This window comes from Pseudoalteromonas sp. XMcav2-N, from assembly GCF_024124545.1.
Taxonomy (GTDB): Bacteria; Pseudomonadota; Gammaproteobacteria; order Enterobacterales; family Alteromonadaceae; genus Pseudoalteromonas.
This window is the reverse complement of sequence record NZ_JAMXSF010000009.1, coordinates 54114-68873: the sequence shown is the minus strand read 5'-3', so window position 1 is coordinate 68873 and position 14760 is coordinate 54114. Positions and strand designations below refer to the sequence as shown.

The window sequence follows — 14760 nt, the reverse complement described above, 5'->3', positions numbered from 1 at the left end:
CACAAACAAAAGGTATGAGTAAAGGTTTGCGAGTGCGACTGAAAAATATAAGTCTAGTGATTGCGGTATTGTCGGGGTTATCGGCCTGTGGCACAACCCCTAAAACGCCATCAACACAAGACAAACAGACATTAGCGGCAACCACCACCGCACCAGCCGAACAACTGGATGCACAGGGCTTGTTTGATAAAGCCAATCGTAAACAAGGCGCAAGCAAAATTCAGTTGCTGTATCTGGCAAGACAGGCTGCCATTGAGGAGCAAAACTGGCCCATTCTGGAACAGGCCTGTAGTGAACTCGAAAGTAAGGCCAGTGTCGACCATGTACAAAACAAGCTTTATACCGCATTGGCCCGACAGCAACAGCAAAAATACAGCAGTGCGCTGGCCTTATTACAAACCTTAGAAAGTAAATTAAAACTGCCAGAGCATCAGGCCTGGCATCAGTATCTGATGGGGAGTGTGTATGCCGCTCAACAGCTTCCCAAAAAAGCCCTGGTCCATTACTTCAACAGTGCAGACCTGGCCAACAAACATCAGTTAAACATTGCCGGGCTGAATCAGGATATCTGGCAGGCACTACAACAGCTGTCTTCATACGCGTTAGAGCGATTTGATCGCGGAACAGTCGTACAACAAGGCTGGGTTAAACTGGCCAAATATCATCAAATCTACCTGGGGTCGACGGTGCAGCTTCATCAGGCGCTGAATAACTGGCAACGTCGCTATACCAATCACCCGGGTAGTGAAATTATTCCGACGAAAGTGAAAGCCACACTGGACCTGGCTCCATACGAAGTGACTCGACTAGCAGTTTTATTACCTGCCTCGGGAAGCAGTGAGCGCCTTGGCAGAGCCCTGAAAAATGGATTTTTAGCCGCCATGGACAATAACCGGATCGAAGAGATCTTCTTTATTGATGAAACACTAGATGTAGCACAAATAGACAGGGAGCTGCAGCAGAGCCAGGCCGATTTCGTGATTGGCCCGTTACTGAAAAGTAATGTTGAGAAGCTCACCGCCAGTACCTATTTGACTACAACGCCGGCCCTGTTCCTCAATACGCTTGATGGTGAAACACAGCCAGACAACCCCAACCACTATTACTTTGCATTGGATCCCGAGCACGAAGTAGAACAAGCAATGGTGCACTTTTTGGCTAAGGGCTATCAAAAACCGATGCTACTGGCACCCGATACGGCGTCTGGTAAACGCTTGATCAATCATTTCGAGACACAATGGCAAAGATACAGTGGGACCCAGCCTGAAGTCGGGCTGTACTCGGACAGTGAAAACATGGCCCAGGTGGTTCGCCAGCTGCTCGAAGTTGATAGCTCAAAGCAACGGATAGCGACCATAAAACGTATGTTCAGACGCGAACTGGAAAGCGAAACGCGCTCACGTCGTGATATAGATGCCATTTACATTCTGGGTGATGCCATCGAGACCCGATTGCTTAAACCTTACCTGGACGTAAATGTCAGCACCTTTGCCGATCGTATTCCGCTTTATGCCAGTTCTCGCAGTTACAGCAAACAGATAGACAAGACAGATAAAGGGGATCTCGATGGGCTATTCTTCACTGAAGTCCCCTGGATGTTACCAGGCGCGATTAAGTCGCAAAGCTTGCGCGAACAACACACCCAGTTGTGGCCTGAACAATCCGACATCGAACAGCGCCTGTTTGCCATGGCCTATGATGCGCTCAATTTGATCCCGGAAGTTAAACAGCTGAGCAAAATCCCCGGTAAAGAGTTTGATGGCCTGACCGGCGCACTCACAATCAAAGCGGCAAACCGGATCAGCCGTCAATTGAGCTGGGCGCAATATCACAAGAAACAAATCAGGCTGGTAAGTCTGGATCAAAGAGCACCGACCCCGCTGTTTATGAAACAGCTGTATGATGACTATCAGGCGCAGCAATAAGTCATGTTTGGCAACCTATTCAATCACAGCCGAGAAAAAGGCCAACATTATGAAAGGGTTGCTGAAACTTTCTTACATAAGCAAGGTCTTAAGAGCATAACTCGCAATTATCTCTGCCGATATGGCGAAATCGACCTGATCATGAAAGATGGTGATACCTGGGTCTTTGTTGAGGTAAAATTTCGCCGAGGTGGTGGTTTTGGTGGTGCACTGCAGGCTTTGAGTCAAAGTAAGTTACAAAAATTACGTCGCAGTATATATAATTACCTGCAACAATCTGCGTTGCACAATGTCCCTTTGCGAATAGACTTTGTAGCAATTCAAGGCGATAAGAACCCAGATATCCAATGGATTAGAAATATTACTTAGTATGCAAGAATCAATAAAAGAGATCTTTACCGAAAGCATTCAGGCACAAATTGCCGCAGGTGAAGCGCTGCCTGAAGTATTAGAGTCAACGGCTTATGCCATTGCACAGTGCCTGATTAACGGCAATAAACTGATCTGTTGTGGTGTGCCAAGCTGCCACATGATTGCCGATCACTTTAGCAACCTGCTGGTCAATTACTTTGAAACTGAACGTCCTTGCCTGCCAGCACTAACCCTGAGCCAGACCCAGATCAACCTCAGCAACACTGAAGAAAGCCAGGGCTATGACTATTTTGCCCGTCAGGTTCGTGCTATTTCCAATCAAAATGACCTGCTTTTTGTGGTTGCCATCGATGGGCACGAGAAAAGTGTGATCAGCGCCGTGGAAGCTGCTTTGACGAATGACCTGAATGTCATCGCCTTGATTGGGGATGATGGCGGAGAGCTGACTGGCCTGCTGGGGCCAAATGATGTAGAAATACGCGTACCCAGCAAGCGAGCGAGCCGCATTCTTGAAACCCACCTGTTTACCGTACACTGCCTGAGCCAGTTAATCGATAATATTCTCTTTCCACAGGACGCATAAAAGATGTTAAAACGACCTGCACTGATACTTTGCTCCGTACTGCTGATCCAAGGCTGTGCCGCCGCAGTAGTCGCGGGAACGGCTGGTGCCGTGACTTCAGCTAATGACAGACGCACATTAGGTTCACAAATCGATGATAATAATATCGAAATTAAAGGGACGCTTGCGCTAAAGCGTATTCCTGCTCTGGCAAACCATGCCAATATAAGCCTGGTGAGTGTCAACGGCCATGTGCTGATGGTAGGCCAGGTGAGCACCACAGAAATGAAACAACAGGCACACAATACCCTGCAGAGTGTTCAAGGCATTAAACGCATATACAACCAGCTTCGGATCGGTAGCAATATCGGTATCACCACACAAACTAACGACAGCTGGCTGACCACCAAAGTTAAAACCAAATTGATTGCAGACGATCACATCGATGGTGGCAATATTAAGGTGGTGACTGAGAACAGTGAAGTCTTTCTGATGGGCCTGGTCAATCAGGATGAAGCGAATCGCGCGGTTGAAATTGCGCGCAATGTCCATGGCGTGCTTAAAGTCGTTAAAGCCTTCGAAATCTTATAATAGGTATAAAAAAACCTGCCAGAGGGCAGGTTTTTTTGTTGTTTGACGTGCTACTTTATCACTCTCAGATGCGAGGGCTTTTTCGTCTTTTCAGACGTTTCTTTCTCTGTTGAAGGGGCTTCAACAGGCTCCTCAGTCATCACTTCTTGAGTCTGAGCGTGTTCTTCTGAAGCCTCATCATCTTGCGGTAAATCCGGCTCGGAGAAGATCGTACCTTCACCATTTTCACGCGCATAGATGGCCAATACTGCACCAATCGGTACATATACCTGCATAGGCTGACCAGAGAAACGCGCATTGAAGCTCAGTGCGTCATTGTCCATTAAAAAGTTAGCAGCTGCTGAAGGACTCACATTCAGCACAATCTGCCCCTGCTGAACAAACTGACGTGGTACCTCAACCGCCGGATACTCAGCATCAACCACGATATGCGGTGTACACTGGTTATCAACAATCCAGTCATAGAAAGCACGTAATAGGTAGGGGCGATTTGAAGTCATTAGCTGCGGATCTCTCGCTCAGCTTCGGTCAATGAAGCCTGGAATGAATCACGTTCAAATAAACGCAGCATGTATTCTTTCAGCTCTTTTGCACCTGCACCTGACAAGTCAATGCCAAGCTGTGGTAAACGCCACAACAGTGGAGCCAGATAACAATCAACCAGGCTGAACTCTTCACTCATGAAGTAAGGCGCTTCGCTAAAGATAGGCGCAATCGCAAGTAACGCTTCTGTCAGCTCTTTACGCGCTTGCTCAGCATCAGCACCACCTTGCGCAATTTTTTCCGCCAGGCTGTACCAATCAGTTTCAATACGGTGCATCATCAGACGACTGCGACCACGCATAACAGGGTAGACAGGCATTAATGGAGGATGAGGGAAACGCTCATCTAAGTATTCCATTATGATATTTGCCTGATACAGACCTAACTCTCTGTCGATCAGAGTGGGAACTGTACCATAAGGGTTAATCTCATGTAGTGCCTCTGGCAAGTTGTCCTTTTCGGCCAGATGAATATCGACACTTACCCCTTTCTCGGCCAATACGATACGAACCTGATGGCTGTACATACAGTTTGCACCGGAGAAAAGAGTCATAACAGGGCGCTTATTGGCAGCAACGGCCATGCCTACCTCCATAAATTAATGACAAAGTAATAACATCACTTTAATACCAATTTTATGTAATAAAATCGATAAAAACAGCAATAGGGGCTTAAGCCCCTATTGCATCAATTGCTGGTAAGTGTCCAGATTAATGGACATCTCTCCAGTATTCTTTCTTCAGCAGGAATGCCAGAATGAAGAAGATAACCAGGAAGCCAAGTACTTTGATACCCATCGCTTCTGATTGAAGGCGTGAAGGTTCACCAACATAAGCCAGGAAGTTAGTCAGGTCACGAACCGCCTGATCATACTCATCCGCGCTTAGCTCACCTGAGCCATCTGTTGTGATGCTTTTCACTTTCTGAACTTTTACACCGTGCTCTTCTACTTCTTCGAACTCTGCAGTAGGCACACCTTGCAACTCCTGCAGAACGTGTGGCATACCAACCAGTGGGAACACTGAGTTATTTACACCAAACGGACGGCTTTCGTCAACGTAGAACGACTTCAGGTAAGTATATACCCAGTCAGCACCACGTACACGTGCAACCAGAGTCAGGTCTGGTGGCGCAGCACCAAACCATTTTGCAGCGTCATCAGTGTCCATCGCGTTAAGAATGTGGCCACCGACTTTTGAGTCATCAAAAATCAGCGTCTCTTTACCAATCTCAACCGGGATACCGATATCGCGGAACGTACGCTCATAACGCTGATACTGCATCTGGTGACAACCCAGGCAGTAGTTCATGAACAACTTAGCACCGCGTTGCAAAGACGCATTATCAGTCAGGTCATGGTTCGCTTCCAGTAAAGGAACCGACGGACCGGCTGCCATTGCAAAGGTAGGCAGCAATGCGAATAAACCAATCAGTAGCTTTTTCATCATTTCGTCAACCTCGTTGGCAATGGCTTAGTATTTTCATTCTTCGAGTACACAAACAGTAATACGAAGAACATGAAGTAGGTTACCGTACAAATCTGTGACAAGATTGTTGAAGTCACAGTTTGTGGTGTTGCACCAGCCCAACCCAAAATGAAGAAGGTAACAACGAACTGAGCAATGTTCAGCTTGTGGATACCACTACGGTAGCGGATTGAACGAACCTTACCACGGTCTAACCAAGGCAGCAGTGCCAGCATCACGATAGACACACCCATCGCAATAACCCCCATCAACTTGTCAGGGATTGCACGCAAGATGGCGTAGAAAGGTGTGAAGTACCAAACCGGGAAAATATGCTCTGGTGTTTTCAGCGGGTTAGCCGCTTCAAAGTTAGGCGCTTCTAAGAAGAAACCGTTCATTTCAGGCATAAAGAATACCACCCAACAGAACAGGATTAAGAAGCCAGCCACACCCAGAATATCTTTAACGGTGTAATACGGGTGGAAAGGGATCGCATCAACGATGTCTTTCTTACTCGTGTAGTACTCATGGAATTTAAATTTAGGCTTGTCTTCTTCAGCAACCGTGCCTTTCTTACGTTTGATGTCGATACCGTCAGGGTTGTTTGAACCCACTTCGTGTAGCGCAACAATGTGCAGGAATACCAGAATAACCAGTACCAGAGGCAATGCAATTACGTGCAGAGCAAAGAAACGGTTCAGGGTTGCACCTGAGATTACGTAGTCACCACGGATCCACAGTGTCAGGTCATCACCAATCACCGGGATTGCACCAAACAATGAAATGATTACCTGTGCACCCCAGAATGACATCTGACCCCAAGGCAGTAAGTAACCCATGAACGCTTCAGCCATCAATGCCAGGAAGATCAACATACCGAAAACCCACAGCAGTTCACGTGGCTTCTGGTAGGAGCCATAGATCATGCCACGGAACATGTGCAAATAAACCACAATGAAGAATGCCGACGCACCGGTCGAATGCAAATAACGAAGTAACCAACCGTACTCTACATCACGCATGATGTATTCAATTGAAGCAAATGCGCCTTCGCCTGAAGGAACATAGTTCATTGTCAGCCAGATACCAGTCAGGATCTGGTTAACCAATACCAGAATGGCAAGCGAGCCAAACAGGTACCAGAAGTTAAAGTTTTTAGGTGCTGGGTATTGCGCGATATGCATATTCCAGACACGCGTCATAGGAATACGATCGTCAATCCAGTTCATCACAGCGCCGATTGCGCCTGGTTTATCAACCTTCGCAGTCATTATGCAACCCCTTCTTCTTCACCTACCAAAATGGTAGTGTCGTCAATAAAGGTATAAGGCGGGATCTCCAGGTTCAACGGAGCTGGTACAGCCTGGAATACCCGGCCGGCCATGTCGAACTTAGAACCGTGACAAGGACAGAAGAAACCATGTTCAGTACCTTCAACCTTTTCACCAAAACCACCATTGAGGAATGACGGAGAACAACCTAAGTGAGTACAAATACCGACTGCGACAAAAATCTCAGGACGCTTAGAACGGTGAGAGTTTTTGGCAGAGTCGAGCTGTTGTGGCTCTTCTGAGTTAGGATCACGAAGGTTACCTTCGTGTTTTTTCATTTCATCCAACATCGCAGGCGTACGATAAACAACCCATACAGGTTTGCCTCGCCACTCAACACGAATCAATTGTCCAGGCTCAAGCTTGCTGATATCTACTTCTACAGGCGCACCTGCAGATTTAGCTCGCTCACTCGGATTCCAAGACGCAATAAAAGGAACAGCAGCTCCAACCGCACCAACGCCACCTACGACAGAGGTAGCGATAGTTAAGAAGCGACGTCGGCTGTTGTCTACAGGCGCATTGCTCATCCACTTATCTCCACTATGATTCTCAACACTTGCTATATTGAGAACATCAGTTACAGCAGGTTAATTTTAAGAAACTACAAAATAGACGCGATCATAAATAAATCCCTTGATTAAAACAAGGTTATTCCAGCACCATGCCCGAATAAACCCACGAATATTAGGGGATTGGTTACTTCGAGCATGAAGCCGATTTACTATGGTAAAACGTCATACGCGACCTTTCACTGACTAAGATCAAGCTCTGCTGGCGAGCTATCAAAATTTAACCAGTGTTTTCGCGACTCATTACTTGCCCCGCAATTGTAGCAAAAAAATGCGCTGAGATATCGTCCGAACTCGACTAATTATTATAATTATTGAACTTTTTTGACCATAAAGCAGGTCGAGGGAATGTATGTTGCAAACTCAAAGAAAAGAGACAGTAAAAAACACGGCGATTTGAGTCGCCTGAAAACAAAAAACCCAGCACGAGGCTGGGTTTTTGCAATTCTGAAACGTAATAAATTAACGTTTTGAGAACTGAGTCTTCTTACGTGCTTTCTTAAGACCAACTTTCTTACGCTCAACTTGACGAGCGTCGCGAGTAACAAAGCCAGCTTTACGTAGAGAAGGACGTAGTGACTCGTCAAACTCCATTAGCGCACGAGTGATACCGTGACGGATAGCACCAGCTTGACCAGTTGAACCACCACCTGCAACAGTGATGTATAGGTCAAACTTTTCTGTCATTTCAACTAGCTCTAGAGGCTGACGAACAACCATGCGAGAAGTTTCACGACCGAAGTACTCTTCGATAGAACGCTGATTAATTACGATGTTGCCAGTGCCTGGGCGTAGGAATACGCGAGCACTTGAACTTTTACGACGACCTGTACCGTAGTATTGATTTGCCATGAGTAGTGCTCCTTAAATGTCTAAAACCTGAGGCTGTTGAGCCGCGTGGTTATGCTCGTTACCAGCGTAAACTTTCAGTTTACGGAACATTTCACGACCCAGAGGACCGCGAGGTAACATGCCTTTAACTGCTTTTTCGATGATCATTTCAGGCTTTTTAGCTTGAAGTTTTTCGAAGTTTACAGATTTAAGGCCACCTGGGTAACCAGAGTGTGCATAGTACATTTTGTCCTGAGCTTTGTTACCAGTTACAGTAACTTTCTCAGCGTTGATAACGATGATGTAATCACCAGTGTCAACATGTGGAGTGTACTCAGCTTTATGCTTACCGCGTAGGCGAGAAGCGATTTCAGTAGCAATGCGACCTAAAGTTTTACCTTCAGCGTCAACTACGTACCAGTCACGTTTTACAGTTTCTGGTTTAGCAACAAACGTTTTCATTATAAAAATCCAAAGTTTTCAGTTAAAACCACAGGTAGTCCGAATGACTACCGCTCTACTTTTTGGTGCTTTAACCCCTTCGAGTTTAAGACTTTTTTGCCGCTCAAGTCAGTGGCTAAGCCGACGAGGGCAATAGTAACGCAACGTGGCAGGCCGCGGATTATAGCAAGGGTTTTGCCACGATGCTAGGGGATGGCTGTTTTTTCCACAAAAAACATGCCATTCTCTGAAATATGTGTGAAACGGAATGGTTCAGGTGTTATGCCAGGTGCTCTCGGGCGAGGTATTCCAGCGACTGCATTTCCTGCAAGCGACTGATACACCGCTTAAACTCAAAGTTCAGCGTGCCGTCGGTATACAGTTCAGTGATCGGTGCCTCTGCGGAAATGATCAGCGTTACATTACGCTCATAAAATTCATCCACCAGAGCAATAAAGCGCCGTGCCGCGTCATCATTATTTTGTCCCATCTGTTTTACATCCGATAAGATCACTGTGTTATACAGGCGGCTGATCTCCATGTAATCTACCTGAGAGCGTGCGGTTTCACACAAGGCACTAAAGTCGAACATGACAATGCAGTCAGAGACTTTACGGGTCTGGATCAGGCGCCCTTCAATCTCGATTGGTTCATTTAGCTTGCCCGGCTCAGGTGACAGCTTATCAAAGTACTCAAACAGGTTGTCGTCGGCTTCTTTGCCCAAGGGGCTGTGAAAGATTTCGGCCTGCTCCAGAGTCCGCAAGCGGTAGTCTATCCCCGAATCCACATTAACCACGTCGGTATTTTCATTCACCAGAGCGATTGCAGGTAAAAAGCGTGCACGTTGCAAGCCATTGCGATACAACTCATCAGGGATGATATTGGAGGTCGCAACCAGCACTATGCCGCGTTCAAATAAGGCTTCCATCAAGCCACCCAGCAACATGGCGTCGGTAATGTCCTGCACAAAAAACTCATCAAAGCAGATAATATCCGTTTCGGCCTTGAAAATATCCGCCACCACTTCAAGTGGGTTTTTCACTTCTTTGAGCTTTTTCAGTTCATCATGAACCCGGTGCATAAAACGGTGGAAATGCACCCGCATTTTTCGCTCAGTTGGCAGGGCTTCATAAAACGTATCTACCAGATAAGTTTTTCCGCGACCTACCCCACCCCAGAAATATAACCCTTTGACTTTAGGCTGTTGTGTCTTTTTCAGACCAAACAGGCTGCCTAACAGACTTTTTTTGACCGGCACCTGATTAGCCAGATCGTCATAAAGTCTTTGCAGGTGCCTGACGGCATTTTCCTGTGCGCTGTCATAGTGAAAGTCATCACGCTGTAAGTCTTGTTGGTACTTTTCCCAGGGCGTCATCATCTTTTTTAGTGTCGAAGAGCAGTTTTATTTGCCCGCTATATTAACACGCATCGAAACTCAGCGTATATTTAAGCTATCGAAGTCGATTATTTTTTTGCATTCGGTGCGGCAACTTCCGCACCATTAACAGGAGTACTTTATGACGACAATCGCCTGGTTCGGGATCCTTGTAATAGTCGCACTGGCCGCATTTTTTGCCGGCACGCAACTCACTAAAAAACGCTTCAAGCATGATGAACTGGAACAAAAAGCGCAGGAAGCACAACATGCATTAGAGCAATATCGTCAGGATGTTACTGACCATCTGGCTGACAGCAAAAAGCTGATGGCTAAACTGGAAGAAAACTACAGCCAGCTCAATCGCCACTTTGAGCAAGGTAAACAACTTCTTAGTCAGGAGAAAACGCTGCCAGATGAGCCTTTTTTCTCTAAAGAAACCACCGAGCAGTTACACGCCTCGTTACACATGCGAGACGAGAAACGCCGTGCAAGTGAGCAAACTCATGACGCTCCACCAAGTGACTATGTCGAAGGAGAAAGCGGCCTGTTCAAAGGAGAAGGGTCACAAAATGAGCAATTAAAAGCCTCTTGATGAACTTTTTTTTGACCCCATAGTCTGTAGAAATAGCAATTGAATAATGGGTGGTGCGTTATGGCGCATCATCCAACGGACTAACGCTGTTTCCAGGAGAATTCCACGACTATGAAACTGAAATTATCATTACTTACCGCAGCGCTACTTTCTTCAAGCTTACTCTTATTACCCGAATCCAGTCATGCACGCCTGCCTGTTGCCGTCGACGGCCAGCAGCTGCCGACACTAGCCCCGATGTTAGAAAAGGTCACTCCCGGGGTGGTCAGTATTCAGGTATCTGGTGCAAAAGAAGTACGCCGACGCGTTGATCCATTTGATTTCTTTTTCGGTAACCCCGCCCCGCGCTCTCAAAAGCGTCCTTTTAGCGGCTTAGGCTCGGGCGTGATCATTGATGCAGACGAAGGCTATGTCGTGACCAATAATCACGTCATCGACGAAGCCGACAATATTATCGTAACACTTAAGGATGGCCGAGAGTTCAAAGCTGAACTGGTCGGTACTGATAAAGAGTCGGATATTGCCCTGTTACAGATTGAAGGGGAAGATCTCACCGCCGTTAAGCTGGCTGACTCAGACAAGCTTAGAGTCGGCGACTTCTCCGTTGCCATTGGTAACCCATTCGGCCTGAGCCACACTGTCACCTCCGGTATTGTCAGCGCATTGGGTCGTAGTGGTCTGAATATCGAAGGGTATGAAGATTTTATCCAGACCGATGCCGCCATCAACCAGGGGAACTCTGGTGGTGCACTGGTTAACCTGCGTGGTGAACTGATCGGGATCAACACTGCCATACTGGGGGCTTCGGGCGGAAATGTCGGTATCGGCTTTGCTATCCCTTCTAACATGATGAAAAACCTGGTTGATCAGATCATTGAGTATGGTCAGGTGCGTCGTGGTTCACTGGGGATCCGGGGACGAACGCTCGATGCAGGTTTGGCTAAAGCGCAGGGCTTCGACGTCAAACAAGGTGCCTTTGTTCAGGAGGTCGTCAAAGATTCAGCGGCAGATGAAGCCGGCATTAAAGCCAACGATGTCATCGTTGCGCTCAATGGCGATAAAATTGAAAGCTTCGAAGAGCTGCGCGGTAAGATTGCAACTCTTGGCGAAGGGAAAAAAGTCAGAATTGAAGTCTACCGAGACGGTGATACCCGCACACTCAATGTTGAACTGAAAGGTGCGAGTGAGCAACGTGCGGAAGCAGACCGTATTCACCCCAGCCTGCAAGGTGCAGTACTGGAGAGCGGTGAACGCAATGGCAACCAGGGTATTGTGGTGGTGTCCGTTGAGGAACGCTCTCCGGCTGCGAGAGTCGGACTTCAGGAGGGGGATGTGATTATGCAGGTTAACCGTCAGCGTGTTGCATCGGTCCGAGATATGAAACGCCTGATCGACGACATTCAGGGCAATATTGTTCTGGGCATTAAGCGGGGTCGCGACTCGGTGTTCTATCTAATTCAGTAACCTACCTCACTCACATCATTACGTTTAAACACAAAAACATACACAGCGGCCCCGTCGCTGTGTATGTTTTTAACAGCCAGAAATTAAGTTACTCGCTGTCACACGAGTCAGTCTCTGCAAGTTGAAGTAACCGCTCTATTTATTTGTCATAAATAAAGATTTTCAACTTATTCAAAGGCAGATTTAAACTCCTACCAGGTTTTGTCTTAATGCAGATTACTGTTAATTATGCCATCATTACTTTCTACACCGATAACTAGATAAAAAATAGCCGTGTTTAAATTATTCAAGCTTATTGTCCCGCCGATCTTCGTTGGTTTAGGTCTGGCATTGATTATCATCTGGCTCACGCCCGAGTTACGTCAAAATGCACTGCGCCTCAACCTCAACAGCCACTACACCGCGCAACATATGAGCTTTGCCTCCGGCGTTAATCGCGCAGCGCCTGCGGTGGTATCAATTTTCTCCGAAAGCTTTAGCAACCAGCCAAGATTTAAACGACAAAATACGGTTCAGGAACTCGGCTCAGGTGTGATCATGAGTCGAGAAGGCTATATCCTGACTAATTACCACGTCGTCAATAATGCCGATCAAATCATTGTATTGCTGCCAGATGGTCGCTTATTTAACGAAGTACAATTGGTAGGATATGACACCATCACTGACCTGGCCCTGCTAAAAATTAAAGCTGAGCATCTTCCGGTTATCCCGGTTGATGATGCGTTTAACCCGCAAGTCGGCGATGTGGTGCTGGCCATCGGCAACCCGCTGAACCTCGGACAAACCATCACCCAGGGTATCATTAGTGCCACCGGGAAACAGACGCTGACCGACAGCCAATACAACAGCCTGCTGCAAATGGATGCGGCTGTGAATATGGGTAACTCAGGTGGTGCACTGGTGAACTCAAACGGTGATCTCGTTGGTATCACCTCTGCCCAGTTCAGGGCCAGATATAATATCGATATTCAGGGTATTTCATTCGCGGTGCCTTATTCACTGGCCAAAGATGTAATGGCCAAACTAATCAAAGATGGTCGGGTGATCCGTGGCTATCTGGGTTTTCGGGGCACCCCCGTCGATAATACAGGTCAGGAAGTCACCAATGTCTATACCACCATTGTCGGCTTAAGGATTAGCGACCTCGACCCCCTGGGTCCTGCCTGGCAGGCCGGTATGAAGGAAAATGATATAGTGACAAAAGTAGCCGGTGAGCCCGTTATGAATCCACAACAAACTTTGCGTAAGATAGGCAATACCGCACCAGGCACTCAGTTAGAATTTGAGGTGTATCGAGGCGATCGCCATCTGACCTTTATGGTAGAAGTCGCTGAGCTGGAAACCCCGATTTATTAGCCCCCTGAAACGGGGTGAAGAAAACAAAAAAGCGAGCTCAGCTCGCTTTTTCATAATCATAAATGTGCTTAATTATGGCGACGCTTTATCTTAGCGCCCAGCTTACTGAGCTTATCCTCTATACGCTGGTATCCACGGTCAACATGATAAATACGATCGACAACGGTTTCTCCACTGGCAACAATCCCGGTTAGGATCAGACTCGCAGAAGCACGCAGATCCGTCGCCATGACCTGAGCGCCAGAGAGAAACTCAGTCTCACCACAATACGCTGTGTTGCCTTCAAGGCGAATGTTTGCGCCCATACGTTGCAATTCAGGGACATGCATAAAGCGATTTTCGAAAATCGTCTCTGTGATGGTTGCGCTGCCATTGGCAACCACATTCAATGCCGTAAACTGTGCTTGCATATCGGTTGGAAAGCCTGGGTGTGGCATGGTTTTAATATTCACGCCTTGCAGTGTCCGGCCCTGCATACTGACAAAAATGCTGTCTTCTGCCACCTCAACTAAGGCGTTAGCATCACGCAGTTTATCCAGCACAGGCTCAAGGCTATGATAATCGGTGTTTTTACACAAAACCTCTCCACCACTCATCGCAGCGGCAACTAAAAAGGTACCCGTCTCAATTCTGTCAGGAAGGATCTTGTGTTCACAACCTCGAAGGGCTTCCACCCCCTCGACTTCAATACGACTGGAGCCGGCACCGGATATCTTGGCCCCCATGGCAACCAGACACTCTGCCAGATTGACGATTTCGGGCTCGCGCGCGGCATTTTCCAACACCGTTTTGCCTTCTGCCAGCGTTGCCGCCATCAAGAGGTTTTCAGTTGCGCCAACAGAGACTGTTTCCATGAAGATTTCGGCTCCATGTAATCGTTTACCCTGTGCAATATCAGCATTGATATAACCGTTTTCAACGCGGATGGTCGCGCCCATTTTCTCCAGCCCGGCAATATGTAAATCAACGGGTCGCGCGCCGATAGCACAGCCACCGGGTAATGAAACCTGTGCCTTCCCAAAGCGGGCAAGCAAGGGACCTAGTGCCAGTACTGACGCACGCATTTGCTTAACCAGCTCATAAGGTGCCAGCACTTTGTCGACCTTAGCGCCATCAATCTCTAACAACTGGCCACGCCAGTTGACCTCAGCACCTAAGGTGCGTAGTAAGGCTTCTGTAGTCCCTATATCTCTGAGTCTTGGTACATTACTGAATGTGCTTTTTCCATCGGCAAGGAGCGCCGCAAACAGAATTGGCAGGGCTGCGTTTTTAGCCCCGGAAATAGTGACTTCACCGTTTAAAGTGGTGCCACCTTGGATAACAAACTGATCCATTG

General features: G+C 47.3%; 16 protein-coding genes. 7 read left to right on the top strand and 9 right to left on the bottom strand.

Annotation, left to right across the window (positions count from 1 at the left end):
- Window positions 1-32 precede the first annotated feature (32 nt).
- From NH568_RS13295 to dolP, 4 genes are read left to right on the top strand one after another with little or no spacing between them, the layout of a single operon-like run.
- Window positions 33-1925, top strand: a complete 1893-nt coding sequence (locus NH568_RS13295) for a penicillin-binding protein activator (RefSeq protein WP_253048077.1) — start codon at window positions 33-35, stop codon at window positions 1923-1925.
- 3 nt (window positions 1926-1928) lie between these two features.
- Complete coding sequence (locus NH568_RS13290; RefSeq protein WP_138550179.1) at window positions 1929-2294, top strand: YraN family protein; 366 nt, start codon at window positions 1929-1931, stop codon at window positions 2292-2294.
- A 1-nt stretch (window position 2295) separates the two neighbouring features.
- Window positions 2296-2880: an SIS domain-containing protein gene (locus NH568_RS13285; RefSeq protein ID WP_138550180.1), complete on the top strand. Its 585-nt coding sequence runs from the start codon at window positions 2296-2298 to the stop codon at window positions 2878-2880.
- A 3-nt stretch (window positions 2881-2883) separates the two neighbouring features.
- A complete protein-coding gene (gene dolP / locus NH568_RS13280; protein WP_054014300.1) occupies window positions 2884-3450 on the top strand; it encodes a division/outer membrane stress-associated lipid-binding lipoprotein in 567 nt (188 codons plus the stop codon).
- 50 nt (window positions 3451-3500) lie between these two features.
- On the opposite strand, the gene NH568_RS13275 is transcribed toward dolP, so the two are convergent.
- The 8 genes from NH568_RS13275 to zapE form a co-directional block, all read right to left on the bottom strand.
- A complete protein-coding gene (locus NH568_RS13275) occupies window positions 3501-3950 on the bottom strand; it encodes a ClpXP protease specificity-enhancing factor (protein ID WP_253048076.1) in 450 nt (149 codons plus the stop codon).
- Window positions 3950-4576 (bottom strand): stringent starvation protein SspA, encoded by a 627-nt coding sequence (gene sspA, locus NH568_RS13270; protein ID WP_010386598.1) that lies wholly within the window; start codon window positions 4574-4576, stop codon window positions 3950-3952. Before sspA ends, NH568_RS13275 begins: the two co-directional genes overlap by 1 nt.
- Before the next feature lie 127 nt (window positions 4577-4703).
- Window positions 4704-5441: a cytochrome c1 gene (locus NH568_RS13265; protein WP_054014297.1), complete on the bottom strand. Its 738-nt coding sequence runs from the start codon at window positions 5439-5441 to the stop codon at window positions 4704-4706.
- Window positions 5438-6730 (bottom strand): cytochrome b N-terminal domain-containing protein, encoded by a 1293-nt coding sequence (locus NH568_RS13260; protein ID WP_138546526.1) that lies wholly within the window; start codon window positions 6728-6730, stop codon window positions 5438-5440. The genes NH568_RS13265 and NH568_RS13260 overlap by 4 nt, the downstream gene beginning before the upstream one ends.
- Window positions 6730-7320 (bottom strand): ubiquinol-cytochrome c reductase iron-sulfur subunit, encoded by a 591-nt coding sequence (gene petA, locus NH568_RS13255; protein ID WP_054014295.1) that lies wholly within the window; start codon window positions 7318-7320, stop codon window positions 6730-6732. The genes NH568_RS13260 and petA overlap by 1 nt, the downstream gene beginning before the upstream one ends.
- Window positions 7321-7824: 504 nt before the next feature.
- Window positions 7825-8214: a 30S ribosomal protein S9 gene (gene rpsI, locus NH568_RS13250; protein WP_010386602.1), complete on the bottom strand. Its 390-nt coding sequence runs from the start codon at window positions 8212-8214 to the stop codon at window positions 7825-7827.
- 12 nt (window positions 8215-8226) lie between these two features.
- Complete coding sequence (gene rplM / locus NH568_RS13245; RefSeq protein ID WP_010386604.1) at window positions 8227-8655, bottom strand: 50S ribosomal protein L13; 429 nt, start codon at window positions 8653-8655, stop codon at window positions 8227-8229.
- A 259-nt stretch (window positions 8656-8914) separates the two neighbouring features.
- On the bottom strand, window positions 8915-10009 hold the full coding sequence (gene zapE / locus NH568_RS13240) for a cell division protein ZapE (protein WP_138546538.1): 1095 nt from the start codon (window positions 10007-10009) through the stop codon (window positions 8915-8917).
- Window positions 10010-10151: 142 nt separating this feature from the next.
- Here zapE and NH568_RS13235 point away from each other — a divergent pair, with 142 nt between their 5' ends.
- From NH568_RS13235 to NH568_RS13225, 3 genes are all read left to right on the top strand, one after another.
- A complete protein-coding gene (locus NH568_RS13235) occupies window positions 10152-10604 on the top strand; it encodes a DUF1043 family protein (RefSeq protein WP_253048075.1) in 453 nt (150 codons plus the stop codon).
- 111 nt (window positions 10605-10715) lie between these two features.
- Window positions 10716-12068: a DegQ family serine endoprotease gene (locus tag NH568_RS13230; protein WP_253048074.1), complete on the top strand. Its 1353-nt coding sequence runs from the start codon at window positions 10716-10718 to the stop codon at window positions 12066-12068.
- Between the two features lie 273 nt (window positions 12069-12341).
- Entirely contained in the window at window positions 12342-13424 is a 1083-nt protein-coding gene (locus tag NH568_RS13225) for a trypsin-like peptidase domain-containing protein (protein ID WP_253048073.1), read from the top strand.
- Between the two features lie 68 nt (window positions 13425-13492).
- On the opposite strand, the gene murA is transcribed toward NH568_RS13225, so the two are convergent.
- The gene (gene murA, locus NH568_RS13220) at window positions 13493-14758 is read right to left on the bottom strand and encodes a UDP-N-acetylglucosamine 1-carboxyvinyltransferase (RefSeq protein WP_253048072.1); all 1266 of its coding nucleotides are present in this window, start codon (window positions 14756-14758) and stop codon (window positions 13493-13495) included.
- Window positions 14759-14760 lie beyond the last annotated feature (2 nt).

Bases quoted from the DNA above. Each gene is read 5' to 3' on its own strand.
- NH568_RS13285 (WP_138550180.1), top strand. From the start codon at position 2,296: ATGCAAGAATCAATAAAAGAGATCTTTACCGAAAGCATTCAGGCACAA.
- NH568_RS13265 (WP_054014297.1), bottom strand. From the start codon at position 5,441: ATGATGAAAAAGCTACTGATTGGTTTATTCGCATTGCTGCCTACCTTT.
- NH568_RS13275 (WP_253048076.1), bottom strand. From the start codon at position 3,950: ATGACTTCAAATCGCCCCTACCTATTACGTGCTTTCTATGACTGGATT.
- rplM (WP_010386604.1), bottom strand. From the start codon at position 8,655: ATGAAAACGTTTGTTGCTAAACCAGAAACTGTAAAACGTGACTGGTAC.
- NH568_RS13290 (WP_138550179.1), top strand. From the start codon at position 1,929: ATGTTTGGCAACCTATTCAATCACAGCCGAGAAAAAGGCCAACATTAT.
- dolP (WP_054014300.1), top strand. From the start codon at position 2,884: ATGTTAAAACGACCTGCACTGATACTTTGCTCCGTACTGCTGATCCAA.
- NH568_RS13260 (WP_138546526.1), bottom strand. From the start codon at position 6,730: ATGACTGCGAAGGTTGATAAACCAGGCGCAATCGGCGCTGTGATGAAC.
- rpsI (WP_010386602.1), bottom strand. From the start codon at position 8,214: ATGGCAAATCAATACTACGGTACAGGTCGTCGTAAAAGTTCAAGTGCT.
- zapE (WP_138546538.1), bottom strand. From the start codon at position 10,009: ATGACGCCCTGGGAAAAGTACCAACAAGACTTACAGCGTGATGACTTT.
- sspA (WP_010386598.1), bottom strand. From the start codon at position 4,576: ATGGCCGTTGCTGCCAATAAGCGCCCTGTTATGACTCTTTTCTCCGGT.
- petA (WP_054014295.1), bottom strand. From the start codon at position 7,320: ATGAGCAATGCGCCTGTAGACAACAGCCGACGTCGCTTCTTAACTATC.
- NH568_RS13230 (WP_253048074.1), top strand. From the start codon at position 10,716: ATGAAACTGAAATTATCATTACTTACCGCAGCGCTACTTTCTTCAAGC.
- NH568_RS13235 (WP_253048075.1), top strand. From the start codon at position 10,152: ATGACGACAATCGCCTGGTTCGGGATCCTTGTAATAGTCGCACTGGCC.
- murA (WP_253048072.1), bottom strand. From the start codon at position 14,758: ATGGATCAGTTTGTTATCCAAGGTGGCACCACTTTAAACGGTGAAGTC.